This window comes from Jatrophihabitans endophyticus (assembly GCF_900129455.1).
GTDB classification, from domain to species: domain Bacteria; phylum Actinomycetota; class Actinomycetes; order Mycobacteriales; family Jatrophihabitantaceae; genus Jatrophihabitans; species Jatrophihabitans endophyticus.
Window position 1 is genome coordinate 782,268 of record NZ_FQVU01000001.1, and the last position, 23,440, is coordinate 805,707.

The 23,440-nt window shown below is 73.1% G+C and carries 25 protein-coding genes and 3 pseudogenes; 10 read left to right on the forward strand and 18 right to left on the reverse strand.

Going from position 1 to position 23,440, the window contains the following annotated elements:
• Positions 1-54: 54 nt before the first annotated feature.
• Genes BUE29_RS03640 through BUE29_RS03650 form a run of 3 tightly spaced genes read right to left on the reverse strand, consistent with a single transcriptional unit; the run spans position 55 to position 3,160 of the window.
• Entirely contained in the window at positions 55-567 is a 513-nt protein-coding gene (locus tag BUE29_RS03640; RefSeq protein WP_073386014.1) for a mycothiol transferase, read from the reverse strand.
• On the reverse strand, positions 564-1,424 hold the full coding sequence (locus BUE29_RS03645) for an alpha/beta fold hydrolase (protein ID WP_084180651.1): 861 nt from the start codon (positions 1,422-1,424) through the stop codon (positions 564-566). Before BUE29_RS03645 ends, BUE29_RS03640 begins: the two co-directional genes overlap by 4 nt.
• Positions 1,421-3,160 carry an FAD-binding dehydrogenase gene (locus BUE29_RS03650; RefSeq protein WP_073386977.1) on the reverse strand — a complete coding sequence of 580 codons (1,740 nt, stop codon included), beginning with the start codon at positions 3,158-3,160 and terminating at the stop codon, positions 1,421-1,423. Before BUE29_RS03650 ends, BUE29_RS03645 begins: the two co-directional genes overlap by 4 nt.
• 173 nt (positions 3,161-3,333) lie before the next feature.
• Here BUE29_RS03650 and BUE29_RS03655 point away from each other — a divergent pair, with 173 nt between their 5' ends.
• Both BUE29_RS03655 and BUE29_RS03660 read left to right on the forward strand, forming a co-directional pair.
• Complete coding sequence (locus BUE29_RS03655) at positions 3,334-6,345, forward strand: sensor domain-containing protein (RefSeq protein WP_073386017.1); 3,012 nt, start codon at positions 3,334-3,336, stop codon at positions 6,343-6,345.
• A gap of 175 nt (positions 6,346-6,520) precedes the next feature.
• A complete protein-coding gene (locus BUE29_RS03660; protein WP_073386020.1) occupies positions 6,521-7,576 on the forward strand; it encodes an aldo/keto reductase in 1,056 nt (351 codons plus the stop codon).
• Positions 7,577-7,579: 3 nt separating this feature from the next.
• On the opposite strand, the gene BUE29_RS03665 is transcribed toward BUE29_RS03660, so the two are convergent.
• Positions 7,580-7,903 carry a hypothetical protein gene (locus BUE29_RS03665; protein WP_073386022.1) on the reverse strand — a complete coding sequence of 108 codons (324 nt, stop codon included), beginning with the start codon at positions 7,901-7,903 and terminating at the stop codon, positions 7,580-7,582.
• An 83-nt stretch (positions 7,904-7,986) separates the two neighbouring features.
• Positions 7,987-9,417, reverse strand: a complete 1,431-nt coding sequence (locus BUE29_RS03670) for an MFS transporter (RefSeq protein ID WP_073386025.1) — start codon at positions 9,415-9,417, stop codon at positions 7,987-7,989.
• Between the two features lie 292 nt (positions 9,418-9,709).
• Between BUE29_RS03670 and BUE29_RS03675 the strand changes: the two genes are divergently transcribed.
• On the forward strand, positions 9,710-10,714 hold the full coding sequence (locus BUE29_RS03675; RefSeq protein WP_143167954.1) for a hypothetical protein: 1,005 nt from the start codon (positions 9,710-9,712) through the stop codon (positions 10,712-10,714).
• A 14-nt stretch (positions 10,715-10,728) separates the two neighbouring features.
• On the opposite strand, the pseudogene BUE29_RS23580 reads toward BUE29_RS03675, so the two are convergent.
• A pseudogene (locus tag BUE29_RS23580) lies at positions 10,729-10,842 on the reverse strand (dehydrogenase); the annotation flags it as partial.
• A gap of 72 nt (positions 10,843-10,914) precedes the next feature.
• Here BUE29_RS23580 and BUE29_RS03680 point away from each other — a divergent pair.
• A complete protein-coding gene (locus BUE29_RS03680; RefSeq protein ID WP_073386031.1) occupies positions 10,915-11,751 on the forward strand; it encodes a hypothetical protein in 837 nt (278 codons plus the stop codon).
• Positions 11,752-11,775: 24 nt separating this feature from the next.
• On the opposite strand, the gene BUE29_RS03685 is transcribed toward BUE29_RS03680, so the two are convergent.
• The 3 genes from BUE29_RS03685 to BUE29_RS03695 are packed head-to-tail and all read right to left on the reverse strand — an operon-like array spanning position 11,776 to position 14,357.
• Positions 11,776-12,504: a siderophore-interacting protein gene (locus tag BUE29_RS03685; protein WP_234971332.1), complete on the reverse strand. Its 729-nt coding sequence runs from the start codon at positions 12,502-12,504 to the stop codon at positions 11,776-11,778.
• Positions 12,505-12,522: 18 nt separating this feature from the next.
• On the reverse strand, positions 12,523-13,386 hold the full coding sequence (locus BUE29_RS03690) for an ABC transporter permease (RefSeq protein ID WP_084180652.1): 864 nt from the start codon (positions 13,384-13,386) through the stop codon (positions 12,523-12,525).
• On the reverse strand, positions 13,383-14,357 hold the full coding sequence (locus tag BUE29_RS03695; protein ID WP_143168001.1) for an ATP-binding cassette domain-containing protein: 975 nt from the start codon (positions 14,355-14,357) through the stop codon (positions 13,383-13,385). Before BUE29_RS03695 ends, BUE29_RS03690 begins: the two co-directional genes overlap by 4 nt.
• A 44-nt stretch (positions 14,358-14,401) precedes the next feature.
• Between BUE29_RS03695 and BUE29_RS03700 the strand changes: the two genes are divergently transcribed.
• A complete protein-coding gene (locus BUE29_RS03700; protein ID WP_084180653.1) occupies positions 14,402-15,277 on the forward strand; it encodes a helix-turn-helix domain-containing protein in 876 nt (291 codons plus the stop codon).
• Here the strand turns inward: BUE29_RS03700 and BUE29_RS03705 are convergent.
• From BUE29_RS03705 to smpB, 4 genes are all read right to left on the reverse strand, one after another.
• The gene (locus BUE29_RS03705) at positions 15,229-15,795 is read right to left on the reverse strand and encodes a sugar O-acetyltransferase (RefSeq protein WP_073386041.1); all 567 of its coding nucleotides are present in this window, start codon (positions 15,793-15,795) and stop codon (positions 15,229-15,231) included. The genes BUE29_RS03700 and BUE29_RS03705 overlap by 49 nt on opposite strands.
• A gap of 310 nt (positions 15,796-16,105) precedes the next feature.
• Positions 16,106-16,846 carry an SDR family oxidoreductase gene (locus tag BUE29_RS03710; protein ID WP_073386044.1) on the reverse strand — a complete coding sequence of 247 codons (741 nt, stop codon included), beginning with the start codon at positions 16,844-16,846 and terminating at the stop codon, positions 16,106-16,108.
• Positions 16,847-17,015: 169 nt separating this feature from the next.
• The gene (locus tag BUE29_RS23585; protein WP_073386047.1) at positions 17,016-17,591 is read right to left on the reverse strand and encodes an HU family DNA-binding protein; all 576 of its coding nucleotides are present in this window, start codon (positions 17,589-17,591) and stop codon (positions 17,016-17,018) included.
• A 211-nt stretch (positions 17,592-17,802) separates the two neighbouring features.
• The gene (smpB, locus tag BUE29_RS03720) at positions 17,803-18,282 is read right to left on the reverse strand and encodes an SsrA-binding protein SmpB (protein ID WP_073386050.1); all 480 of its coding nucleotides are present in this window, start codon (positions 18,280-18,282) and stop codon (positions 17,803-17,805) included.
• 60 nt (positions 18,283-18,342) lie between these two features.
• On the opposite strand from smpB, the gene BUE29_RS03725 reads away from it, so the two are divergent.
• Positions 18,343-19,047 (forward strand): class I SAM-dependent methyltransferase, encoded by a 705-nt coding sequence (locus tag BUE29_RS03725; protein ID WP_143167956.1) that lies wholly within the window; start codon positions 18,343-18,345, stop codon positions 19,045-19,047.
• A 7-nt stretch (positions 19,048-19,054) separates the two neighbouring features.
• Here the strand turns inward: BUE29_RS03725 and BUE29_RS03730 are convergent, their stop codons facing one another.
• The 3 genes from BUE29_RS03730 to BUE29_RS03740 are packed head-to-tail and all read right to left on the reverse strand — an operon-like array spanning position 19,055 to position 20,557.
• Positions 19,055-19,696 (reverse strand): DUF4232 domain-containing protein, encoded by a 642-nt coding sequence (locus BUE29_RS03730; RefSeq protein WP_073386056.1) that lies wholly within the window; start codon positions 19,694-19,696, stop codon positions 19,055-19,057.
• Positions 19,693-19,929, reverse strand: coding sequence for an ArsR family transcriptional regulator (locus BUE29_RS23590; protein ID WP_073386059.1), 237 nt, complete (start codon positions 19,927-19,929; stop codon positions 19,693-19,695). Before BUE29_RS23590 ends, BUE29_RS03730 begins: the two co-directional genes overlap by 4 nt.
• Before the next feature lie 43 nt (positions 19,930-19,972).
• A complete protein-coding gene (locus BUE29_RS03740) occupies positions 19,973-20,557 on the reverse strand; it encodes a TetR/AcrR family transcriptional regulator (protein ID WP_073386983.1) in 585 nt (194 codons plus the stop codon).
• Positions 20,558-20,703: 146 nt separating this feature from the next.
• Between BUE29_RS03740 and BUE29_RS23595 the strand changes: the two are divergent.
• The 3 genes and pseudogenes from BUE29_RS23595 to BUE29_RS03750 form a co-directional block, all read left to right on the forward strand.
• Positions 20,704-20,835: pseudogene (locus tag BUE29_RS23595) on the forward strand (aldo/keto reductase); the annotation flags it as partial.
• Positions 20,815-21,006 (forward strand): annotated as a pseudogene (locus tag BUE29_RS23600) (aldo/keto reductase); the annotation flags it as partial. The pseudogenes BUE29_RS23595 and BUE29_RS23600, both read left to right, overlap by 21 nt.
• Positions 21,007-21,023: 17 nt before the next feature.
• A complete protein-coding gene (locus BUE29_RS03750; RefSeq protein WP_200800019.1) occupies positions 21,024-21,878 on the forward strand; it encodes an LLM class flavin-dependent oxidoreductase in 855 nt (284 codons plus the stop codon).
• Here BUE29_RS03750 and BUE29_RS03755 read toward each other — a convergent pair.
• Both BUE29_RS03755 and BUE29_RS03760 read right to left on the reverse strand, forming a co-directional pair.
• Positions 21,870-22,358, reverse strand: a complete 489-nt coding sequence (locus BUE29_RS03755; RefSeq protein ID WP_073386068.1) for a DUF4440 domain-containing protein — start codon at positions 22,356-22,358, stop codon at positions 21,870-21,872. The genes BUE29_RS03750 and BUE29_RS03755 overlap by 9 nt on opposite strands.
• Positions 22,355-23,011 carry a response regulator transcription factor gene (locus BUE29_RS03760; protein ID WP_073386071.1) on the reverse strand — a complete coding sequence of 219 codons (657 nt, stop codon included), beginning with the start codon at positions 23,009-23,011 and terminating at the stop codon, positions 22,355-22,357. Before BUE29_RS03760 ends, BUE29_RS03755 begins: the two co-directional genes overlap by 4 nt.
• Before the next feature lie 147 nt (positions 23,012-23,158).
• Here BUE29_RS03760 and BUE29_RS03765 point away from each other — a divergent pair, with 147 nt between their 5' ends.
• The gene (locus tag BUE29_RS03765; RefSeq protein ID WP_073386074.1) at positions 23,159-23,437 is read left to right on the forward strand and encodes a GlsB/YeaQ/YmgE family stress response membrane protein; all 279 of its coding nucleotides are present in this window, start codon (positions 23,159-23,161) and stop codon (positions 23,435-23,437) included.
• Positions 23,438-23,440: the final 3 nt, after the last annotated feature.

Genomic DNA, 23,440 nt, shown 5'->3' on the forward strand with positions numbered 1-23,440 from the left:
GGTGACGCGCAAGGGGCAGCGACACGGTGCTTCGCCACTGCCCAGGAGACGCGATCAGCGTCGATCGAGCACACCACGGACGAAGGCGGCCTGCCCGACGTGCTCCAGGTCGTCGTCGACGACGCTCACCAGCCGCACCGCGAGGGTGACCGGCGGATCCCAGTTCTCGTCGACGACCCGGGCGAGGTCCTCGTCGGCGAGGCCCTGCACGTACGTCCGCGTCGCGGCGTGGACGTCGTCGGCGTACCCGAGGTAGTCCGCGACGGAGACACCCCGTACCGCCGCGACGTCGTCGCTGGACGAGCCGTAGCCCGTCGCTTCGGCACCGAAGGGCAGCCCGAAGCGCTCGTGCCACCCGCGCGCCGTCCACACCTGCTCGGTGCCGGCGACACCGGCGACGTGGTCGTCCTGGACGCGGAGCAGGTGCCACACCAGCCAGCCGATGGTGTTGGCGTCGGCGTCCAGGCGGGTGGTCAGGACGCCCTCGTCGGCGCCGTCGAGCACCGCGTGGACGTTCTCGTTGACACGGCCGAAGCCGTCGAGCAGGAGGTCGGTGGCGGTCGTCATGACCGTCGTCCTACCCGTCGCTCGCCCACGAACTCGCGCAGCAGGCGGCCGACCAGCGCCGGCTGCTCGTACTGGATCGAATGCCCGCTGTCGCCGATGACCTCCACCCGCGCCCCCGCCGCCCGGTAGCGGCCCGCGGAGCGATCGCCGTAGAAGTGGTCCCTCCCGCCGAGCAGGACCAGGGCCGGCTTGCCCGCGTCGCGCAGCTGCGCGTCCAGCGGGCGCCGCGTCATGCGCCGCGGTCGGGTCACCAGGACGGTCGTGAACATGGCGGCGTCCACGGCGCGGAAGTCCGCGACGGCGAGACGGACGAGCCGCCGGGTGGCCGGGTCGGCCGGCCGCCGTACGACCGTCGACACGCCACCGGCCACGAGCGCGAGCAGGTGGCCGGCGCCCAGCAGGGCGGTTCCGACGACGGGGCGGGTCATCAGCAGGTGTCCCCGCGGCAGCGTGGCGTCGGCGTAGTCGGGCGCCTGACAGACCAGCACGACGGCCGTGACGCGCTCGGCGGCCTCGGCCAGCCCGGCGGCGACGTCGGCGCCGAACGAGTGGCCGACCGCGGTCACGTCGCGCACGTCGAGCTGCTCGAGCACCGCCGCCGCGACCTCGGTCTGCTCGGGGGCGTCCGCCGAGGGGCCGCCGGTGGCGCCGTGCCCGAGCAGGTCGAAGCGGACGACGCGATGGTCGGCGGCGAGATCCTCGGCGACGACGTCCCACCAGTCGCTGGAGCCGGTGAAGCCGTGGACGACGAGCAGGGCGGGCGCGTCGCGCGGCCCGTCGTCGCGGACGCGGACCCGCCGCGACGCGCCGGCCACCGTGACGTCGAGGTAGCGCCCCGGACGCGCGAACCGGCTCACGCGGAACCCTGCGTGCGGCCCTGCGCGAGGTCCCGCGCGAGCGCGCGGCCGGCGGCCCGGCCGGAGAAGATGCAGCCGCCCAGGAACGTCCCCTCCAACGCGTTGTAGCCGTGCACGCCGCCGCCGCCGAATCCGGCGACCTCGCCGGCCGCGTAGAGGCCCGGGAACGGCGAGCCGTCGGCGCGGACCACCTGCGAGTCGAGGTCGGTCTCGATGCCGCCCAGCGTCTTGCGGGTCAGGATGTTGAGCCGGACGGCGATCAGCGGGCCGTGCGCGGGGTCGAGGATGCGGTGCGGCTTCGCGACGCGCGAGACCTTGTCGCCGAAGTAGGCGCGCGCGTTCTGCACGGCCATGAGCTGCAGGTCCTTCGAGTACGCGTTCCCGACCTCGCGGTCACGCGCGACGATCTGCCGTTCGAGGTGCTCGACGTCGAGCTGCGGGCCGCGGGCGATCTTGTTCATGCCGGCGACGAGCTCGGCCAGGGTGTCGGCGACGACGAAGTCCTCGCCGTGCTCCTTGAACGCCTCGACCGGCGCGGCCGCGCCCTTGCTCAGCCGCGTCTTGACCGTGAGCTTGAGATCCTTGCCGGTGATGTCGGGGTTCTGCTCCGACCCCGAGAGCGCGAACTCCTTCTCGATGATCGACTGCGTGAGCACGAACCACGAGTAGTCGTGGCCGCTGGCGAGGATCGCCTTCATCGTCGCGTTGGTGTCGAAGCCGGGGAAGTTCGGGGCGGGCAGCCGGTCGCCGACGGCGTCGAACCACAGCGACGACGGGCCCGGGATGATGCGGATCGCGTGATCGGGCCAGATCGGGTCCCAGTTGACGATGCCCTCGGTGTAGTGCCACATCCGGTCGCGGTTGACGATGTGCGCCCCGGCCCGTTCGGAGATCTCCAGCATGCGTCCGTCCACGTGCGCGGGGACGCCGGAGATCATCGTGGCCGGGGGCTGCCCGAGCCGCTCGACGGGCCAGTTGCGGCGGATCAGCTCGTGGTTGTGACCGATGCCGCCCGACGTGACCACCACGGCGCCGGCGCGGAACTCGAACGGCCCCACCTCGTCGCGCGTGGACGCCCGGCCCCGCGCGAGTCCCTCGTCCTGCGGGGTGCGGCTGAGCGCCGTGCCGCGCACGCCGACGGCGACCCCGTCCTCGATCACGACCTCGTCGACGCGGTGCCGGAAGGCGAACGTCACCAGGCCGCGACGCTCGGCCGCGAGCACCGGTTCGGCGAAGACGCGGACGACCTCGGGGCCGGTCCCCCACGTCAGGTGAAAGCGGGGCACCGAGTTCCCGTGCCCGGTCGCGTCGTGCCCGCCCCGCTCGGCCCAGCCCACGATCGGGGTGATCCGCAGGCCGAGGCCGTGCAGGTAGTCGCGCTTCTCGGTGGCGGCGAAGCGGACGTACGCCTCGGCCCACTGCCGCGGCCAACGGTCCTCGGGGTAGCGGCCCCCGGTGTCGTCCTCGCGGTCGAAGCCGGCGCTGCCCAGCCAGTCCTGCAGCGCGAGCTCGTAGGAGTCCTTGATGCCCAGTCGGCGCTGCTCGGGGGTGTCGACCATGAACAGCCCGCCGAGCGACCAGAACGCCTGGCCGCCGAGGTTGTTGCGATTCTCCTGGTCGATCACCAGCACCCGGCGCCCCGCCCGGGCCAGCTCGTAGGTCGCGACCAGCCCGGCGAGGCCCGCCCCCACCACGATGACGTCGGCATTGTCGGGATCGTCGGACCTGCTGCTCACGCGCACTCCCTGGGTTCGGACCGGCACCGGTTCGATTCTGCCCGCGCGTCGCACCCGGGTCGATCTGCGTCATCGGCCATCGTGACGGATGATCTGGCGTTAGTTCTCAAGTCGGACAGCGACCGGCCGATCCTAAGTCGGGATGTCCGAGACCCGATCAGACAGGTGACGCGATGACAGCGGATGCCGAGACCGTGGCCGTCATGGGGCCCGCTCACGGCGCGGCGCAGCATGCCACGCGCGCGGGGCTGGGCCCCGAGGCCATGCTGTCGTTCCTCGGCGAGCTCGCCGAGCACTCCGGCAACGTCCTGTTCGTGCGGGGCGTCGACGGTCGCTACCTGTTCGCGAACACCGCGTTCGGCGAGCTGCTGGGGCGCTCGAGCGAGGACATCGTCGGGCGGACGACGCACGACCTCGTCCCGGCGGAGTACGCCGACGGCTACGTCGAGCACGACGAGCTGATCCTGCGCGACGGCCAGACGCGCACCGTCCAGGAGACCGCCGTCGACGGCGCCGGCCAGGTGCGGCACTTCACGACGCACAAGTTCGCGGTCACCGCGCCGGACGGTCGGCGCTTCGCGGTCGGCGGCCTGTGCGTCGACGTCACCGACGTGGTGGTCGAGCGCCACTCGCGCTTCGAGTCCGAGACCCGCTTCCGCGCCGTGTTCGACCACGCCCCGATCGGGCAGATCTACTCGCTCGTCGGCGGCCCGATCGAGTCGGTCAACGAGCCGATGGCCCGCATCCTCGGCTACCGCCCGGACGAGATCGTCGGTCGACCGTTCGCCGACTTCGCCCGACCGGCGGAGCTCGACCGGATCAAGACCGCCGCCGCGACGCTGCTCTCGGGCCAGGTGCGCAGCACGAGCGCGATCCGTCGCCTGGTGCACCGCGACGGGCACGAGGTGCCGGTGCGGGTGACCAGCGCGCTGCTGCGCGACGAGTCCGGCGCCCCGCAGTGGTTCGTGTCGATGGCCGCCGACATCACCGACGAGGAGCGCACCCAGGCCGAGCTGGCCAGTGCGCACGCCGCGGCCGTCTCGTCCTCGCAACGACTGCGGCTCATGCACGCCATCGCGGCGGCGGCCAACGAGGCGGGCACGGCCGACGAGCTCGCGCCGCGGGTGCTCTCGCTGGTCCGCGAGTACACCGGGTGGCGCTGGGGTGCGCTCGTCGCCTGGTCGCCCGACGGCTCGGCGACGATCCGCTACCCGCACGGCGCGCTGCCGCCGGAGGCCCTCGCCGCGGTCACGCGTCTCGTCCCCGCGACCGACGACCAGGTCACGCTGCACGAGGTCGTCGCGGAGCAGGTCGACGGCGTGGCCGTCGCCGTGGTGCCGCTGCTCGACGGGACACCGCCGGCCCGGCAGGCCTTCGTGTTCGTGCCGCCGGCACCGCACCTCACCGAGGACCACCGGACGCTGCTCACGCTGCTCGGCATCGAGGCGGCGCGGGTCGTCGAGCGCGAGTCGACCGCGCGGCGGCTGCGCGACAGCGAGGCGCGCTTCCGCGCCGTGTTCGAGTCCTCGCCGCTGCCGATGGGGCTCACCCTGGGCGACTCGGGCGCGTACGCCGCCGTCAACGACGCGCTGTGCGCCCTCGTCGGCCGCCCCGCCGAGGAGCTCGTGGGGCACTCGGTGCGCGACTTCGTGCACCCCGACGACGCTGCGCGCACCGACCCGGCCGGCGCCGCCGCGCTGGCCGCCCCCGACGGCCGCTCGACGGTCGAGCTGCGGCTGCGGCACTCGGACGGTCACTACGTCACCGTCATCATCAGCCTGGCGTGGATGGACGGCCCCGACGGCGTCCGCCAGCTGCTCGCCCAGATGCACGACGTCACCGCGAGCCGGACGGTCGAGGAGATCCAGCGGCGACAGGCCGAGGAGGACCCCCTCACCGGCCTGGCCAACCGCTCGCAGCTGAGCCGGTTGCTGGCCGCCCACGGCCGCGCCGGGCGCAGCTGCACCGCCCTGTTCCTCGACCTCGACGGCTTCAAGGCCATCAACGACACGCACGGCCACGACGCGGGTGACGAGGTGCTCATCGAGATCGCCCGCCGGCTGCGCGCCGCGGTCCGGGTCGGGGACCTCGTCTCCCGTATCGGTGGCGACGAGTTCGTCGTCGTGTGCCCGATCGAGGCGGACGCCGTCGCGGCCACGGTCGCGGTCGCCGACCGCATCGAGCGGGCGCTGGCCGAGCCGGTCGCCCTCGACTCCGCCACCACGGCCGTGACCGCGAGCATCGGGCTGGCCACCGGCCTCGTCGACCCGCGCCACCCGCAGGCCCTGGTCCAGCGCGCCGACGCCGCGATGTACCAGGCCAAGCGGCTGGGCAAGGACCGGCTCGAGATCTACACGCCGGAGCTCCACGAGCGCACGATGACGCGGCGCCGTACCGAGAACGTCCTGCGCAACGCCATCGCCGAGGACCGCTTCATCGTCCACTACCAACCGATCGTCGACCTCGCCGACGAACGTGTCGTCGGTGTCGAGGCCCTCGTGCGCCTGGTGGACGACCACAACAACCTCGTCCCGCCGGCCACCTTCATCGAGGTCGCCGAGGAGAGCGGCCTCGTCGTGCCGATGGGCAACTGGGTGCTGCACGAGAGCTGCCGCGCCGTCGTCGCGTTGCGCGAGCGCACCGGGTTGCCGCTGACGCTGTCGGTCAACATCGCCGCTCGCCAGGTCGCCCGGGCCGACTTCGCCCAGGCCGTCCTGCGCACGCTGGCAGAGACCGGGCTGCCCGAGGAGTCGCTCACCCTCGAGCTCACCGAGTCGGCCCTGCTCGAGGCCGATGTCGCCACGCTGGACCAGCTCGTCCAGCTGCGCGACCGCGGCGTCGTCGTCGGCCTCGACGACTTCGGCACCGGGTACTCCTCGCTGTCCTACCTGCGCTCGTTCCCCGTCTCGCACCTCAAGGTCGACCGCTCCTTCGTGGCCGGGCTCGGCCGCGAGCGCGGCACCGCGGACGGTGCGAGCGGCTCGGACGATCTCGCCATCGTCCGGTCGGTCATCCGGCTCGCCGAGGACCTCGGCCTGCGTTGGATCGCCGAGGGGGTCGAGACCGCCGAGCAGCGCGACGTCCTGCGCAGCCTCGGCCGCGGCCTCGGGCAGGGCTACCTCTGGAGCCGGCCCGTCCCGGCCGACGACCTGCTCGACCTGCTCCTGCCCGCGTCCGTCTCCTGACCCCCGCCGGCTGGCCCCATCCCTGCGCGGCCGGCGCGACGGTTGGCCCCATGCCGGCGCGGTCACGACGCTCGCCCGACCGCGCTCGCATGGGGCCAACCCGACGCTCTCGCCGCCGACGGGTGAACGCCGGCCACGCCGTCGCGGCTACCAGGGCGCTCGTACCGTCGAGGTCATGGACTATCGCAGCCTCGGTGGCACCGGCATGCAGGTCAGCCCGCTCTGTCTCGGGGCGATGATGTTCGGCGCCTGGGGCGAGCCCGATCACGACGTGTCGATCGGGATCATCCACCGGGCGCTCGACGCGGGCATCAACTTCGTCGACACCGCGGACGTGTACTCCCAGGGCGAGTCCGAGACCATCGTCGGCAAGGCCCTCGCGGGCGGCCGGCGCGACGGCGTCGTCCTGGCCACCAAGTTCCACGCCCCGATGGACGTGGCGATGGGCGAGCCCGGCGGCGACCCGAACCGCAGGGGCAACTCACGCCGCTGGATCGTGCAGGAGGTCGAGAACAGTCTGCGCCGCCTGCAGACCGACTGGATCGACCTGTACCAGGTGCACCGCCCCGAGCGCGACACCGCCGTCGAGGAGACGCTGTCGGCGCTGACCGACCTGCAGCGCGCCGGCAAGATCCGCGCGTTCGGCTCGTCGACCTTCCCCGCCCACGAGGTGGTCGAGGCGCAGTGGACGAGCGAGCGCCGCGCACTCGGCCGCTTCGTCACCGAGCAGCCGCCGTACTCGATCCTCGCGCGCGGCATCGAGGCCGACCTGCTTCCGGTGACCGAGAAGTACGGCATGGGCGTGCTGCCGTGGAGCCCGCTGGCCGGCGGCTGGCTCTCGGGCCGGTACCGCAAGGGTCAGGACGCGCCGACGTCGCATCGGGCCGACCGGATGCCCGCCCGCTACGACCTCGACGACCCCGCCAACCAGGCCAAGCTGGACGCCGCCGACGCCCTGGCGCAGCTGGCCGAGAAGTCGGGGCTGAGCCTCGTCCACCTGGCGCTGGCCTTCACGCTCGCGCACCCGGCAGTGACGGCGCCGATCATCGGCCCGCGGACGATGGCGCACCTCGAGTCGCAGCTCGGTGCGGCCGACGTCGTCCTCACCCCCGACGTCCTGGACGAGATCGACGCCATCGTGCCGCCCGGGACCACCCTGGCCGACATCGACAAGGGCTACGTCCCACCGTCGTTGCAGGACCCGTTCCTGCGCCGCCGGCGCACCGCGTAGGCGTCAGAAGGACGTGTCGGTCCGGTCCGCGAGCGCGTACGCGGCGCCGGACGCGACCGCGGTGACGGCGAGGACGGCGGGCCACGCGCCGATCTTCTTCGCGAGCCCGTGCGAGCCGCCGAAAGCGCCGAGGTAGGTGCCGAGCAGCACCCCGGCGACCCCGGGACCGGACGAGCGCAGCCAGGACCGCGCGCACCAGGCACCTGCGCCGGCGAGCACGACGCCGCCCAGCTCACGGCGCCCGGAGTAGCGCGCGGCGGCGAACCCACCGACGAGGCCGGCCGCGACGGCCGGGGCGGTGGGGACCGGGGAACGATGGCGCGCCATGCGCCCAGACGCTACGCCGGCCGCCGCGCCGGCTTCCGCCGTGACCCGACCGGGCCCGGCGGTCACCGGCGCGCCGCCGCGCCTCACGCGGCGGCCGACTCCGCGCGGGCCCGCATCGGCAGCCGGAACACGAGAGCGAAGGCGAGTGCGATCGGCGCCAGGCAGGCCCAGGCCGTCACGGTCAGCGCGTGCGTCGGCAGGTGCTCGCCGAAGCCCGACAGGAAGATCGTGCCGAGGATCGCGACGCCCAGCGACGTCGAGAGCTGCTGCGTCGCCTCCAGCACCCCGGAGGCCGAGCCGACCTCGCGCATGGACACGCTCGACAGGATGAACTGGAACAGCTGCCCGATGCTCGCGCCGGCACCCGCGCCGACGAGGAACAGGCCGGGCAGCAGGTCCCAGGACGACGCCGACGTGGCGCCGGTGACGGTGAGCGCCAGCGTCGCGACGCCGGCGGCGATGACGAGCAGCCCGATGTGCAGCACGTGGCGGCCGAGCCTGGCGACCGCCATCGTCCCGCCCACCATGCCGGCGATCATGCCGATCACCATCGGCATCAGGGTGAGGCCCGCGTGCATCGGCGACCAGCCCTCGCCGAGCTGACCGTAGAGGGACACGCACAGCAGCAGGCCACCGAAGGCGCCGAACAGGGCGAGCGCCACCGCGATCCCACTGAGGTAGTTGCGGTTCGTCAGCAGCGACGGCTCGATCAGCGCGTCGGACCTGCGCCGCTTCTCCCACACCAGGAAGACGAGGAGCAGGACGAGTCCCGCCGCCAGCAGTGCGAACGTCCAGAACGGCCAGCCCTCCGGCTGTGCCTCGATCAAGGGATAGATGATGGCGACGAGGGCGAGGCCGATGAGCCACACGCCCGGGACGTCGAGCTTCATGCCGGAGTGGCTGGCGCCGCGCGGCAGCGTGCGCAACGCGAGCAGGAACGACACGACGCCGACGGGGACGTTGATCAGGAAGACGAGCCGCCAGCCGGTGCCCCACAGGTCCCAGTCGACCAGCGCGCCCGCCAGGATGGGGGCGGCGATCATGGGCAGGCCCATCGCCGGGCCGAACATGGCCGTCGCCTTGTCGAACTCCTTGTCGTCCAGGGCTTCGCGCATCAGGCCGAAGCCCTGCGGGATCATCAACGCGCCGAACGCGCCCTGCAGCGCACGGAACGCGATGAGCACCCCGATGTCGGGCGAGAGCGCGCAGGCGGCCGAGAAGATCGTGAACCCGGCCGAGCCGACGAGGAAGAGGGGGCGCCGGCCGAGGATGTCCCCCAGCCGGGCGCCGGCGATGAGCAGGACGGCGAACGCGAGGGTGTACCCCGCGCTGAGCCATTGCACCGTGTTGGCCCCGCCGCCGAGATCGACGTGGATGGCGGGGCCGGCGATGTTGACGATCGTCGCGTCGAGCAGGTCCATGATGTTCGCGGCGAAGACGACGGCGAACACGACCCAGCGCAACGGGTTACGGGTTGCCGAGGTGATCGCGGCAGGCGAATCGAGAGCGGTCATGGTGACACCGTGGTCGGGCGGGCTGGCAGCCCCCGCACGCCGTGCTGGCACGTGCTGGCACGTGCTGGCACGCCGCTGACAGCGGTCGACGGCGGACCGATCAGGACGCTCCACGGGCACGTCCGCCCGCCGCCGACGACGTCACATTTCCGCGGCAACCGCCTATGTCGCCCCGCATCGGCGACGGCAGGACCGACCGTCCCTGGACGGCGGCTCACCCGGCCGTTAACGTCCGACGCGGTCGGCCGGGAGGGCGCCTCCCGTCGCACGACCGCCTGGGAGGGGCAGGACCATGCGACTTGCGAAGTGGTTCGGTGTGCTGACGTCGTCGCTGCTGGTCGTGGCGGCGGCGCCGGCGACGGCATCGGCGGACGATCCGGAGCCGTGGTACGCGGACGGTCAGCTGTTCCGGGTCACGTCCTACGACGGCCCCGGCAAGCTGATCGCGCATCTCGAGCTCTCCCCTGACGCTCGCGCGTTGATGGCCTCGGGCGAGAACCTCTCCTGGGACTGGGGCGACGGCACGAGCTGCCAGTCGGACCCGCCGACCGAGGCGAACTACGTGGCCGACGGCAACTCGACGTGCAGCGACCCCGACACGGTGACCCACGTCTACCCTGCCCTACCGAGCGGGTACTACACCGTCTACACGGTCGGTGTCGCGCGCCGTCCCGGCGGAGGCCCGGTCGGCATGTGGGGTTACGCCTCCGCGACGGAGCTCCTTCCGGGATGGACGTACACGGGTCGCGAGTACACAAATCTCGTGACCTACGACGACCAGCCCGTCTCACTCGATCTGACCGCCTTCGCCCCACGCCACGACCAGTCGGCCCTGACGTATTCCGCGGACGTCTCCGAGCCCCGCTTCGGGTCGGTCGCGGTGTCGTCCGGCGTCATGACGTTCACCCCGGCCCGTACCGGTCACACGGTGCTGTGGGCCGGCATGGGCTACCGCGACGGCAGAGCCATGGGTCTGAACATGGCCATCCGGATCGACGCGGTCCCCCACGCCGCGCCCCGGATCAGCTCGCTGTCGTGCGCGGCCACGGCGTCGGGACGCAGCCGCCGCCACACGTGCGGCATGCGCCTGCACAACGCCGACCGACGCACCAGCACGAGCCGCTACACCACCACGATCACGAAGGCGTCCGGCCGGCGCGCGGTCGTGTCACGCACGACGGTCGAGGGGCAGCGCGATCACCGGGTCACCGTGCGGTTGGCCCGGGGCACGTACACCGTGCGCGTCGCGGGCGCGAGCCACCGTTCGACCACACGCACCTTCCGCGTCAAGGGCTGACCGGCCGCCGCGGGTCACCAGGGAACGACGCCGTCGTCGTCGAAGAAGCCGCGGGGGCCGTCGTCGGGCAGCGTCGCGAGTCGGATCGCGATCGCGGCGCCCTGCTCGGCCGTCCGCGGGCCTCCGAACCGAGCGCACCGCGTGTGGCACTGTCGGGAGTCCACCGCCAGATCAGCTCGTCCCTGGGAGGGATCGTGCGCATGACCCGACTCGTGCCCGCTGCCGCCGTACCCGCCGCCGTGCTCGCGGCAGTCCTGGCCCTCGCCGGCTGCGGCACCACCGACGACGGCCACGGCAGCACCGACTCCACCGCCGCCGCGTCGCAGCCGGCCGCGCCGCGCTCCTCCGGCTCGCCGACCACCTCGCCGACCACCTCGCCGACCACCTCGTCCGGCGGCTCGTCGGGCAGCGGCTCGTCCGGCAACGGCACGAGCGCCCCGGGGACCGCGTCGCTGCGCACCGTGCTGCTGCGCGCGGGCGACCTGCCGTCGGGCTGGACGGCCGCCGCCCACGACACGTCCGACGACGGTTCCGACGACGACGACGGCTTCGGCGACCAGCTGGCGTCGTGCATCGGCGTGCCGAACCCACCGGCGTCCGACGACGCCGCGGAGGTCCATTCACCGGACTTCAAGAGCGGTGACAACGAGATCGACTCCGCGGCCAAGCCGGCGCGCGACGTCGCCGAGCAAAAGCGCTTCAACCAGCGGGTGCTCGCCTCGTCCAAGACCGACGGCTGCTTCGAGCGCGCGTTGCGCAGCCGCATCGGCCAGAGCGCACCGGCCGGCGGCAAGGTCGGCCGGCTCGCGGTGCACGTGGGCGGCCGGGAGTCCGGCCAGCCGAGCACCGTCCAGATCAACCTGACGGCCCGGATCGAGCTGACCGCGCAGGGCCGCTCGGTGACCCTCTACCTCAAGACCGTGGACATCCTCGGCGAGCGGGTCGAGGCGGAGCTCGACTTCCAGGCCGTCGGCACGGACATTCCGGCGCGTACCCAGCAGGCGGCCGTCGCCGCGGTCGCGAGCCGCGTCACCTGATCCACGCCGCGGCAGCGCGGGCCGTCAGTCGAGCCCCGTGCGGCCCGGCGTCCAGAACGGCTTCGTGCGGACGTTGCGGCGCGGCCACTGCCGCTCCTCCACGAGGTGACGGCGGACGAGCTGGATCGTGTGTGCCTCGCCGGCGAGATAGGCGATGCCGGGCTCGGGCGGCAGGTCGAGGGCGCGGACGGCGTCGACGAGCGGCTGCGCCGAGGCCGCGGAGCGCCCCCCGCGGTAGCTCCACTCCACGTCGTGGCGCGGAATCCCGTCCGCCCCGAGATCGAGACGCTCGTCGGGGCCGTCGACCTCGAGCCGGCCGAACACGACGGCGTCGGCGGGCAGCGCACGCAGCATGGGGCCGTAGGCGACCTGCGCCGTCTCCTCCCCCACGAAGAGGTGATGGGCGGCGGGCGCGGTGACGAAGCGGCCCTCGGGCCCGAGCAGTCGCAGCTCGTCCCCGGGTCGCGCCGTGCGGGCCCAGGCGGCGCCCGGGCCGTCCCCGTGGTCGAACACGAGCAGTTCCAGCGCGTCGTCGTGGTGGTCCCAGACGCTGTAGGTGCGCAGCGTCCCCACGAGCCAGTCGACGGCGCCGGGGGCGGCGGCCACCTGCAACCGGACGTGCTGGCCCGGCTGCCACGACAGCTCCGCGAGCTCCGGGCCGACGAGCGTGACGTGACGCCATCGGGCGGCGCGTCGCTGCACGGAGTGCACGCGCGCCGAGTGCAGCAGACGATCGAGCAGACGGCGTTTCACGATCGGTCCCTCCCGGGTTCAGTCGGCGGCACGGCGGCGGTAGAGGACGGTGGCGAGCGGGTCGAACACGAGCAGCAGCCCGGCCGTCCAGAGCAGCGTCGTGAGCACCGGATGGTGCATCGGCCAGGCGTCGATCGCCGCGGCCGGATCGGGATTGCCGAGCAGTTCGCGCGCGGCGGCCGAGACGGCGCTGATGGGGTTCCACGTGGTCACGTCGCGCAGCCACGGCGTCATCCGTTGCGTGGGCACCAGCGCGTTCGACACGAACACGATCGGGAAGAGGACGAGCAGCCCCAGCGCCTGCGCGGTCTCGACACCCTTGCTGACCAGGCCGAGGCACGCGCACAGCCACGAGACGGCGTAGCCGAAGAGCAGGACGAGGGCGAACGCGGCGATCGCCCGGACGGCCCCGTCGTGCGGCGACCAGCCGATCGCGAACCCCGTCGCGGAGACGATCGCGGCACACACCACCGCGGTGAGCAGGTCGGTGACCGAACGCGCGACCAGGATCCCCGGCCGCCACATCGGCAGGGTCCGGAACCGGTCGATCACGCCGCTGTTGACGTCGGTGCTGAGTCCGACGCCGGTGCCGACGGTGATGGTCACGAGGTTGAAGACCAGCAGTCCCGGCACCGCGTAGTCCTTGTAGGCGGCGTTGCCGGGCAGCACGACGCCCGCGCCGAAGACGTACACGAACATCAACGTGAACAGCACCGGTTGGATGGTGACGTCCGACAGCTGGAACGGCTCCCGCGAGATGTGCACCAGGTTGCGACCGGCGAGCACCAGCACGTCGGAGATCCGGCGGAGCGGGCCGTGGGTCAGCGGCGCGACGATCGGCGCCGGCGTCGGCGGGTGCACCGGAGTGGTCGCCGCGTTCACACCGACACCTGCTCGCGGACGGCGGTGGCCGGCACGTCGGCGGGATGCCCGGTCAGGGCGAAGAAGACGTCGTCCAGGGACGGCGGCCGCACCTCCACGTCGTCCACGCCGATCCCCGCCTCGTCGAGGGTGCGCACGACCGCGCCGGCCAGCCCCGGCCCGCTGCTCACCGGCGCCCGCAGGTGCCGGCCGTCCTGGCTGACCGCGACGTCGCCGGCCGCGAACCGGCGCAGCGCGCCCGCGGCCGCGGCGTGGGCGGTCGTGAGCGTGACCTGCAGCCGGGCGCCACCCGTCCGGGCCTTGAGCTCCGCCGCCGTCCCGGCGGCGATCACCCGCCCCTGGTCCACCACGACGATGCGGTCGGCCAGCTCGTCGGCCTCCTCGAGGTACTGCGTGGTCAGCAGCAGCGTGGCGCCGTCGGCGACCAGCTCCCGGATCACGCCCCACATCCGCACCCGGCTGGCCGGGTCGAGACCGGTGGTCGGCTCGTCCAGGAACAGCACGGGCGGGCGGGTCACCAGCCCCGCGGCGAGATCCAGCCGTCGGCGCATCCCGCCCGAGTAGCCCTTCACGACCCGGCCGGCGGCGCCGGCCAGCTCGAAGCGTTCCAGCAGGGCGTCGGCGAGCCGGCGCGCGTCGGCCCGCCGCAGGCCGCTCAACCGGCCGATCATGACCAGGTTCTGCCGGCCGGTCAGCATCTCGTCGACGGTGGCGTCCTGGGCGGTGACCCCGATCGCGGCCTGCACGGCCCGCGGGTCGCGCACGACGTCGTGGCCGGCCACGCGCGCGGTCCCCGCGTCCGGCCTCGTCAGCGTGGTCAGCATCCGCACCGTGGTCGTCTTGCCGGCGCCGTTGGGCCCCAGCACGCCCAGCACCGATCCGGTCGGCACCGACAGGCTCACCCCGGCCACGGCCACGGTCTCGCCGTAGCGTTTCGCGAGGCCGTCGGCCTCGATCATCACGTCGCTCACGCGCATCTCCTGTTCTTAGGCATGCCTAAGTTAGGCTGGCTGTCATGCGCATGGAGGCCAACCGATACCGCGCAACGGCCAACCCGGAGTCGACGCATCGCTCGCCGATCCTGCGCATCGACAGCGGGACCGCCGACGGGCACCAACGGCTGCCGACCCACTCCCACCCCGAGCCGATGCTGATGTGGACCGCGACGGCGACGGTGATGGGCATCGCCGGTTCCCGCGAGTGGCTGATCCCGCCCGGCTACGGCCTGTGGATCCCGGGCGGGGTCGAGCACACCGGCACCGTGCTGCACGCGGGCGAGATGTCGATCGTCACCTTCGCCGCCGAGGGCTGCCCCATCACCTGGAGCGAACCGACCGGCATCGAGGTCGGGACGCTGCTGCGCGAGCTGGTCGCCCACCTGGACGTGGTCGGGCCGGCGCACCCCACCCGCCCGCACGCCGAGGCGCTCATGTTCGCGCTGCTCACCCCGCTGGCGACCCAGGACGTGCACGCCGCCGTCCCCACCGATCCCCGCGCCCGGGCCGTCGCCGAACGACTGCTCGCCGATCCCGCCGACCAGCGCGAGCTCGCGGCCTGGGCCGACGAGGTGCACGCGTCGGTCCGCACGCTGTCACGCCTGTTCCGCGCCGAGACCGGGCTGAGCTTCGCGAGCTGGCGCACCCAGGTCCGCATGCGGGCGGCCGCCCGCCTGCTCGCCGGCGGCGCGAGCGTGAGCAGCACCGCCCGGGCGGTCGGGTACCGCCGGCCCAGCGCGTTCGTCGACGCCTTCCGCCGGAGCACCGGCCAGACCCCGGGCACGTACCTGCCCCGGTCGGCCGGGCGCGGTCGGCTGTCGACGCCACCGGACCTGCGCTCGGTGCGTCAACCGTCGCCGTCCGACGACGCGTCGAGCCGCCTGCGCTCGACCTGACCGGCGCCCGTCACGACGGTCAGGGCGGGCACGTCCCTCGCCACCACGGTGCCGGCGCCGATGACCGCGCCGTGCCCGATCGTCACGCCGGGCAGGACGGTGGCGGCGGCACCGATCCACACGTCGGCCTCGATGACGATCGGCGCGACGGTGACGAAGTCGTATCGCTCGGCCGGCCCGACCGGGTGCCCCTCGGTGACGAGGGTGACCTTGGGCGCGATCATCGCGCGGTCGCCCACGGTGATGCCGCCGATGTCGAGGAAGGAACACGCCTGCCCGACGAACGCCCGGTCGCCGAGGGAGATGCCGAGGCCGTGGGTGCAGTAGAACGGCGGGTGGACGACGGCGGTCCCGGGTGGCGGGGCGCCGAACAGCTCGGCCAGCAACGCGGCGCGGGCGTCGACGTCGCCGAACGGCAGCGCGTTCAGCCGGGACGTGAGCTCCATGGCGACGGGGATGCGCTCGGCGACGGCGCGCCACTGCGGCGTACGGGTGCGGATGCGTCTCTCGGCCAGCATGGTCGGGATGCTCGCACGTGCCGGCGACCACCGATGAGTTCCGGCCGCGCGTCCCGCGCTGGTCTGCTACTGCTGGGACGACCCAGCCGGCGCCTATCTGCCGTTCGCCCTGAACGTGCCGTGCTGACCTTCGACGCCGACGGCCTCGTCCGCGAGGTCACGGCGGTCATCGTGCGCGCCCCGCGTCCCGAGGCGGGCTCGGAGCACACCCGCTTGCCCGACCGGCCGGTCGGGCAAGCGGTTCATCGGCACGTACGCCCGGTTCGGACTGCCCGACCGGCTCGTCGAGTGAGCCGCCGACCCACGTCCGTCACCGGCCGGGGAGCATCGCCAGCGCCCGCGACCGCTGTCGCACGAGGTCGGCGTAGGTGCCGTCACGCTCGGCCCAGCGGTGTCCGAGAACGCCGTCGACGAGGAGCTCGTGCGGCGTCGGCTCGGTCGCGAGCAGTGCGACGACCTCGTCGAGGTACGCGGTCAACGGCAGCGCCGCAGGGTTGACCTGCTCCTGACCCGCGGTGGCGACCGCGGGCGGGACGAGCTCGGTCACGTCGACCCCCGTTCCCGCGAGCTGCGCCCGCAACGCCTCGGTGTAGGCGTGCACGCCGGCCTTCGCGGCGCCGTAGCTCGGCATCGGCGGGAACGGGAGAAAGGCTATTCCCGAGCTCACCGTCACGACGGTTCCCGCGCCACGCGCGACGAGGTGCGGGGTGAACGCGTCGACGACCCGGATGGTGCCGAGCAGGTTCGTGGCGATCGTCGTCTCCGCCGCGGCGATGTGCGCCGGGTCGCGCAGGTCCTCGACCAGCATCACGCCCGACATCGTCACGACGACGTCGAGGTCGGGATGCGCGTGCAGCACCTCGTCACGGGCACGGCGCACCGAGTCGGGGTCGGTGACGTCGACGCGGACGGCGTCGAGATCGTTTCCCGGCTGTGCGTTCCGGCCACCGACGACGACGGTGCTGCCGGCATCGCGGAACCGGTGGGCGAGCCCCTGCCCGATGCCGGAGGTACCACCGACGACGAGAACGGTGTGGTCGGCGAGTCTCATCGGGCCTCCTTCGCGACGATCGGCACGTCCGGTCGTCGGTCCGAGCCTCTCCCGGCCGGGCGGACCCGGCCAGGGTCCCGTCGATCCGGGGAGTGACAGGACCCGGATGCACGAAGGCCCGCCCCGCGGCGGCGGGACGGGCCTGCGACGTGCGACGTGCGTCGTGCGACTAGCGCGTGGACTTGCGGGCGGTCGCCTTCTTGGCGGGAGCCTTGCGGGCGGTCGCCTTCGTGGCCGGCGTCTTGCGCGCCGTCGTCTTGGTGGCCGGTGCCTTCTTCGCGGCGACCTTCTTCGCGGCGACCTTCTTCGTCGCCGCCTTCTTGGCCGGCGCGGTCGTGCGTGCCGTCGTCGTGCCCGCGCGCTTGACGGCGGCCTTCTTGGCCGGCGCCTTCTTGGCGGGGCCGGTGGCCTTGGCCGCCGCGGCGGACTTGGCCGTCTTCTTCGCCGGGGTGGCCTTGGCCAGCTTGGTGGCGCCGGACACGAACGACTTGAGCGTCGTCCCCGCCTTGAACGCGGGCACCGACGTCTTCTTGAGCTTGATGCTCTCACCGGTCGCGGGGTTGCGCGCGGTGCGCGCGTTACGCACCCGCTTCTCGAACGTGCCGAACCCCGTGAGCGCGACACGCTCGCCGCGAACCACGGCGCGGGTGATCTCGTCGAGCACGCCGTCGACCGCGGCCGCCGCCGACTTGCGGTCGCCGTCCAGACGCGCCGCGATGGCCTCGATCAGTTCCTTCTTGTTCATGCCGGACTGCGCCTTCCTGGAAGGGTGATGCGGGAGAGCCCGCAACGATCATGGTCGTGATTCTCGTCCCGGCCGGGGAACACACCGTGCGTTTCGCGACCGCGACACGAGAAATGTATAGCGCACGATCACGCTAAACGAGGGACGAGGACGGGCGCGCCCCGAGCATTCGTCGCCTTTGCCCACCCGCACGCCGGTCCCGGACGGCACGTCAGCGGCGCCGGGTCTCGAGATGTCGTGACCACGCACGCTCCATCTCGCGTTGCGCATCGCGCTCGGCGAGGTCGCGGCGCCGGTCCCACGCCTTCCTCCCGCGGACGAGGGCAAGCTCGACCTTCACCCGGCCGTCGTGGAAGTAGAGCGACAGCGGCACCATCGACAGGCCGCTCTCGTGCACGCGGACCTCCCACTTCGTGATCTGCGTGCGGTGCAGCAACAGCTTGCGCTTGCGACGCACTGCGTGGTTGGTCCAGCTGCCCATCGCGTACTCGGCGACGTAGAGGTGGTGCAGCCATGCCTCGTGGTCGTCGAACGTCGCGAAGGCGTCGACGAGCGAGGCCCGACCCGCGCGCAGGCTCTTGACCTCGTTGCCGACGAGCACGATGCCGGCCTCGACGGTGTCCAGCACAACGTAGAGGTGGCGCGCCCTCCGGTTCGTGGCGATCGCCTTGCGGCCGCGCTCCTTGCTCACCGGCCCGACGGTAGCGGGACGCCCACGCCCGGCCGAACCCCTCACGACATGATGGGCGGCATGACCTCCCAGGACTCCCACGACTTCCAGGTCGAGATCGATCCGACGACGCCGGTCACGCAGGGCGGCGAGACCTTCGTGCTGCACCGTGACGGCACCCGGCGCACGCTGCGCATCCACGACTACGACGAGGTCTACGCGGTCCCCGGGTTGTACGAGCACGTCGTGCAGGAGCGGTTGGGGTGCACGTCGCCACGCACGCTCGCGTCGTCGCTCGCGGGGCGGGTCGCCGCGGCCGGCGGTGCGGTCGGTGACGTCCGCTGTCTCGACGTCGGCGCCGGGAACGGGGTCTCCGGCGAGTCCCTGCGTGACGCCGGGCTGCGTCCCGTCGTCGGTCTGGACATCAGCCCGGTCGCCGCCGAGGCCGTCGCGCGTGACCGGCCCGGCCTCTACGCCGAGTTCGTCACCGCCGCACTGGGGGACGTCGCGACACCGGAGCTCGTGGCCCGACACCGGCTCGACGCGCTGGTCAGCGCGGGCGCCCTCACCGGGGGTCACATCGAACCGGACGTGCTCGTACGGACGTGGGGCGCGTTCGCACCCGGTGACTGGCTGGCCTTCACCTGTCCCGAGCAGCACGCCGACGGCGCCCGCGCCCTCTTCGACGAGCACACCGACTTCGAGCTCGACGACCGCTTCGAGCACCGGCGACTGACCGACGGCACCGCCGTCTGGTACCGCGTACTGGTTGGCCGACGGCGCTGACCGCGCGCTACCGCGTGGTCACCGGCCCGACCTGCAGCCGGCACGCCTGGAAGGTGCCCGTCCGGAAGAGCGGCTTCGTCTGGTTGGGCGGGTAGACGCGCAGCCGGCCGCCGGTGCGCGTGCCCCGGCACGCGGGGTCGGGATCGGTGTCGGTGGCCGAGACGAGGAACGTCACCTTGCCGCCGGGGGCGAGGGTGACGAGGCGCGGTGTGGCGTTCGTGGCGCCCGGGTGCATGCGCTTCGCCGCGTGCTGCACGATGTCCCCGGCGTCGTCGACGACGGACACACCCGGGTAGCCGAAGAGCGTGCACGCCCGGTCGCCGACGTTCTGCAGCGGATAGGTGATGTACGCGGTGCCGCCGGCCCCGTTGCTCGCCCCCTTGCCCAGCCGCAGGTTGCCGGTGCGGCAGGCGGCCGGCCCCGCCGCCGCGCTGCTGCTCGACGCCGTCCGGGTGGTGGGGCGCGACGACGCCGACACCGTGCTGGTGCGCGTGGCCGTCGCCGTTCTCGTCGTGACGGCGGTCGTCGTGGCCGTCGACGGTTGCGCCGCAGGCGTGCTCGACCCGGCGGACGAGGACCCGCCGCTCTGGCAGGCCGCGGCCAGCAGGCCGATCACGCAGACGCCGGACACGGTGACGAATCGCCTCATACCGAGAGGATGCCGCAGCTGGCCGGCGTTTCTCGTGTCGGCTCGCCGATCACCTGCATGCGTTGACGGAGAATTAGAGCTGCCCGGCCGCGCGAACGTCGACCCAGCCCGGCCTCTCGCAGCGCCCGCAGGTGCGTCGAGACGAGCGGCTGGCTGCCACCGAGCTCGGCACCGCGTGCCTCCCGAACCCCGCCATGAGCTCGACGCGTGGCACGAGCCGTACCCCGAGTCACGCCTGATCCGTACGCCTACGTACGGATCAGCCGCCGGACTGCGTCAGGTCGGGCTCGGCCGACGTAGCCCGGCGACGAGCAGCCCGACCATGGCACGGACGTCGTAGGCGGGGTCGTCGTCGGGCCCGGCGCAGAGATTGCCGACTGCCCGGAGCAGACCCTGCGGATGGACGCCAGCGCGGACGTCGCCGGTCGCGTTCGCCGCGTCGAGCAACTGCGCGCAGACCGGCACGAGCCGGTCGAGGAAGTACGCGTGCAGCCCCTCGAAGCTGCCCCGGTCGGACTGCAGCACCGCCGCCAGGCCGTGCTTCGCGACCAGGAAGTCGACGAACGAGTCGATCCAGCGCACCAGGGCCGCGTAGGGCTCCTCGCCGGCCGCGAGCAGGGCCGGCCCGGCCTCGGCGCAGGCCTCCACCTGGTGCCGGTAGACCGCGACGATGAGGTCGGCGCGCGTCGGGAAGTGGCGATAGATCGTGCCCATCCCCACGCCGGCCCGCGCGGCGATGTCGCGCACCGGGGCCGCGACGCCGGTCGCCACGAAGCACTCGGCGGCGGCGGCGAGCAGCGCCTGCTCGTTGCGTCGGGCGTCCGCGCGCCTCGGCGTCGCCCCATCCGCCCCGTCGGTCACCTCGGCCACCCCGTTCCACCGTCGCTTGCAAAACGGAACAATGCTCCGTATCGTTGATCGGAGCGTCGTTCCGTTTCCATGGTGCCAGAGCATCGGGCGATCCCCACGAACCGCGCGCCCTACCCCGCCCCGCGATGGGAGAACCCGTGCAGTACCGCCCCCTCGGGCGCACCGGCGTGCAGGTCAGCACGCTCGCGCTCGGCGCCATGAACTTCGGCACCCTCGGCCGCACCACGCAGGACGACGCCACCGCCGTCGTCGACGCCGCGATCATCGGCCCCCGCACGATCGAGCACCTCCACGCGCAACTGGCCGCCGCCGACACCGTGCCGCCCGGCGACGTGCTCGACGCCGTCGACGAGATCGTCGCGTCCGGCACGGACCTCGCTCCCGCGGAGAAGCTCGACACCCCGCCGTCGCTGCTCGACGCCACGTTGCGGCGGCGCTGATGACGAGCTTCGGCATCATGACCGCCCCCGCGCAGGTCGGCTACGACGACTTGCTGCGCGTGTGGCAGGAGGCGGACGCCGTCCCGCAGCTCGAGCACGCCTGGCTCTACGACCACCTGATGCCGATCTTCGGCGACCCCGACGGTCCGGCGCTCGAAGGGTGGACGCTGCTGTCGGCGCTCGCCGCCCGCACCAGCCGGCTGCGACTGGGCCTGCTCGTGACGAGCAACCGGTTCCGACCGCCCGCGCTGCTGGCCAAGATCGCGACGACCGTCGACATCGTCTCGAACGGCCGGCTCGACTTCGGCATCGGCGCCGGTTCGCGCCCGCAGCACCCACTGGCCCGGCGCGAGTACGACGCCCACGGACTGCCGTTCCACGACGCCGCGCACGCCGTCGCCAGTCTGGCCGAGGCCTGCGAGATCGTGCGCCGGCTGTGGACCGAGGACGAGCCGTTCGACTTCGACGGCCACCACCACCACCTCGTCGGCGCGTACGGCAACCCCAAGCCCGTCCAGCGGCCCGGTCCCCCGATCGTCGTCGGCGGCCGATCGACCGCCACGCTGCGGGTCGCCGCCGAGCACGCCGACGTCTGGAACGTGCCGGGCGGGCTCACCGCGGACGACATCGCGAGCGCGGCCGACCGAAGCGCGGCGCTGGACCGCCTGTGCGTCCAGGCCGGTCGTGACCCGGACGCGGTCGTCCGCTCGATCGCCCTGCCGCTGTCCTACGACGACCCCGGCGCGACCCGCGACGCGATCGGCCGGGCGGTCGCGGCCGGCTTCGGGCACGTCGTGCTGATCGTGCCGTCGCCCTACCCCGCCGGGGTCGCGCGGTGGGTCGCCGAGGAGCTCGTCATCCCGTCACGCTGACGCGTCGGCGTCGCCCGCAGGGTCGAGCACCAACCCGGGCCGCTCGTCGTCCCACGCCCCGGCGCTGATCCGCCAGCCCGCGGCCGTCCGGACGAACTGGAGGGTCTTCATGCCCCGTCCGGTGACCCGGACGCCGTCCTCGACCCACTCCTTGGCGTAGCTGCAGAAGTGCTGGGCGACGTCGCCGAACACGTCGGTGCGACCGGTGAGCTCCCATTCGCGGAACCGCGCGACGGTCTGCCAGGCGATCTCGCCGGCGAGCAGCGCGCGCCGGGGTTCGAGGAACGCGTCGACGTCGTACCCCACGGGTTCGGTGCCGCACGTCCGCACCACGATCGCCCCGGGGAGGAACGCGGCCCGCAACGCGGCCACCCGGTCGTCGAGGTCGGGACCGGAGGCGAAGGCGGCGAAGAAGGTGCGCACGAGCGCGGCCACGGCGGCGCGATCGGCCTCCGCGTCGGGACCGACCCGGGCCGTCACGGCCCACCGCGCCAGTGGTCGATGCGGTGGTGGTCGGGCGAGAACCCGTTCGCGACACCGTGCAGCACCGCCTGCGTGCGGCTCTCGACGTCGATCTTGCGGTAGACGGCGCGGATGTAGGACTTCACCGTGTTCGGGCTGAGGTAGGTCAACCGCGCGATGTCGGCGTTGCTCTTGCCCTGGGTGATGAGGGCGAGGATCTCGGCCTCGCGCTCGGTCAGACCCTCGGCGCGACCGGGCCAGTCGCCCGGGGGCACCCTGCGCGCCCGCGGCGGTGCGGGGCTGACCACGTGCTCGCCGGAGTGCACGGCCTCCAGCGCGGCGACCAGGTCGTCGGCGTTGAGGGTCTTGGACAGGTACCCGTCGACGCCGGCCCGCTCGGCCTCCTGCACGAGGTCCGGATGGAAGTTCCAGGTGTAGACGACGACGCGCCGCGCGCGGGGGCTCTTCACGAGGACGTCGATCTCCTCGTGGTCGGACTCGGGCTGCGCGAACGAGTCGTACAGCGCGATGTCCACGGTGTCCGACAGCGGCTCGTTGGCGTCGATCTCGGCGACCAGGACGCGGTCGCGGTAGGAGTCGAGCATCGACGCGATGCCGGTCAGGACGACGTCGTAGTCGTCGACGAGGGCGACCAGGATCGGCGACGGCATGCCCCGCACTTAACCACCCCCAGGGGTGTGCCGCACCAGCCCCAGGGGTGTGAGGGTCGAACAGGTCGCAACGACACGACCGCGCACGACACGACCGGCACGCGGGCCATCCGGCACCGCGTGACCGACCGAAAGGGGAAAGCAGTCATGCTCGGACTCATCGTCAGCCTCATCGTCGTCGGCCTCCTCGCCGGCGCCCTCGCACGTCTGCTCGTGCCCGGCAAGCAGGACCTCTCGATCCCCATGACGATCCTGCTGGGGATCGTCGGCTCGTTCGTCGGCGGCTTCCTCGGCTACGCGATCTTCCACAAGGACGCCGACGAGGGGTTCTTTCAGCCGGCCGGCATCGTCGGCTCCGTCATCGGGGCCGTGATCGTCCTGCTGATCTGGACGCGCGTCGGGCACCGCCGCGCCGTCCGCCACTGAGAC

Coding starts and splice junctions, on each gene's coding strand:
- BUE29_RS03760 (WP_073386071.1), bottom strand. CDS start 23,011: ATGCCGTCGCCGATCCTGGTCGCCCTCGTCGACGACTACGACGTCGTC.
- BUE29_RS03640 (WP_073386014.1), bottom strand. CDS start 567: ATGACGACCGCCACCGACCTCCTGCTCGACGGCTTCGGCCGTGTCAAC.
- BUE29_RS03655 (WP_073386017.1), top strand. CDS start 3,334: ATGACAGCGGATGCCGAGACCGTGGCCGTCATGGGGCCCGCTCACGGC.
- BUE29_RS03705 (WP_073386041.1), bottom strand. CDS start 15,795: ATGCTGGCCGAGAGACGCATCCGCACCCGTACGCCGCAGTGGCGCGCC.
- BUE29_RS23585 (WP_073386047.1), bottom strand. CDS start 17,591: ATGAACAAGAAGGAACTGATCGAGGCCATCGCGGCGCGTCTGGACGGC.
- BUE29_RS03670 (WP_073386025.1), bottom strand. CDS start 9,417: ATGACCGCTCTCGATTCGCCTGCCGCGATCACCTCGGCAACCCGTAAC.
- BUE29_RS03765 (WP_073386074.1), top strand. CDS start 23,159: ATGCTCGGACTCATCGTCAGCCTCATCGTCGTCGGCCTCCTCGCCGGC.
- BUE29_RS03660 (WP_073386020.1), top strand. CDS start 6,521: ATGGACTATCGCAGCCTCGGTGGCACCGGCATGCAGGTCAGCCCGCTC.
- BUE29_RS03680 (WP_073386031.1), top strand. CDS start 10,915: ATGACCCGACTCGTGCCCGCTGCCGCCGTACCCGCCGCCGTGCTCGCG.
- BUE29_RS03725 (WP_143167956.1), top strand. CDS start 18,343: ATGACCTCCCAGGACTCCCACGACTTCCAGGTCGAGATCGATCCGACG.
- BUE29_RS03710 (WP_073386044.1), bottom strand. CDS start 16,846: ATGAGACTCGCCGACCACACCGTTCTCGTCGTCGGTGGTACCTCCGGC.
- BUE29_RS03700 (WP_084180653.1), top strand. CDS start 14,402: ATGCGCATGGAGGCCAACCGATACCGCGCAACGGCCAACCCGGAGTCG.
- BUE29_RS03750 (WP_200800019.1), top strand. CDS start 21,024: ATGACCGCCCCCGCGCAGGTCGGCTACGACGACTTGCTGCGCGTGTGG.
- BUE29_RS03730 (WP_073386056.1), bottom strand. CDS start 19,696: ATGAGGCGATTCGTCACCGTGTCCGGCGTCTGCGTGATCGGCCTGCTG.
- BUE29_RS03675 (WP_143167954.1), top strand. CDS start 9,710: ATGCGACTTGCGAAGTGGTTCGGTGTGCTGACGTCGTCGCTGCTGGTC.
- BUE29_RS03665 (WP_073386022.1), bottom strand. CDS start 7,903: ATGGCGCGCCATCGTTCCCCGGTCCCCACCGCCCCGGCCGTCGCGGCC.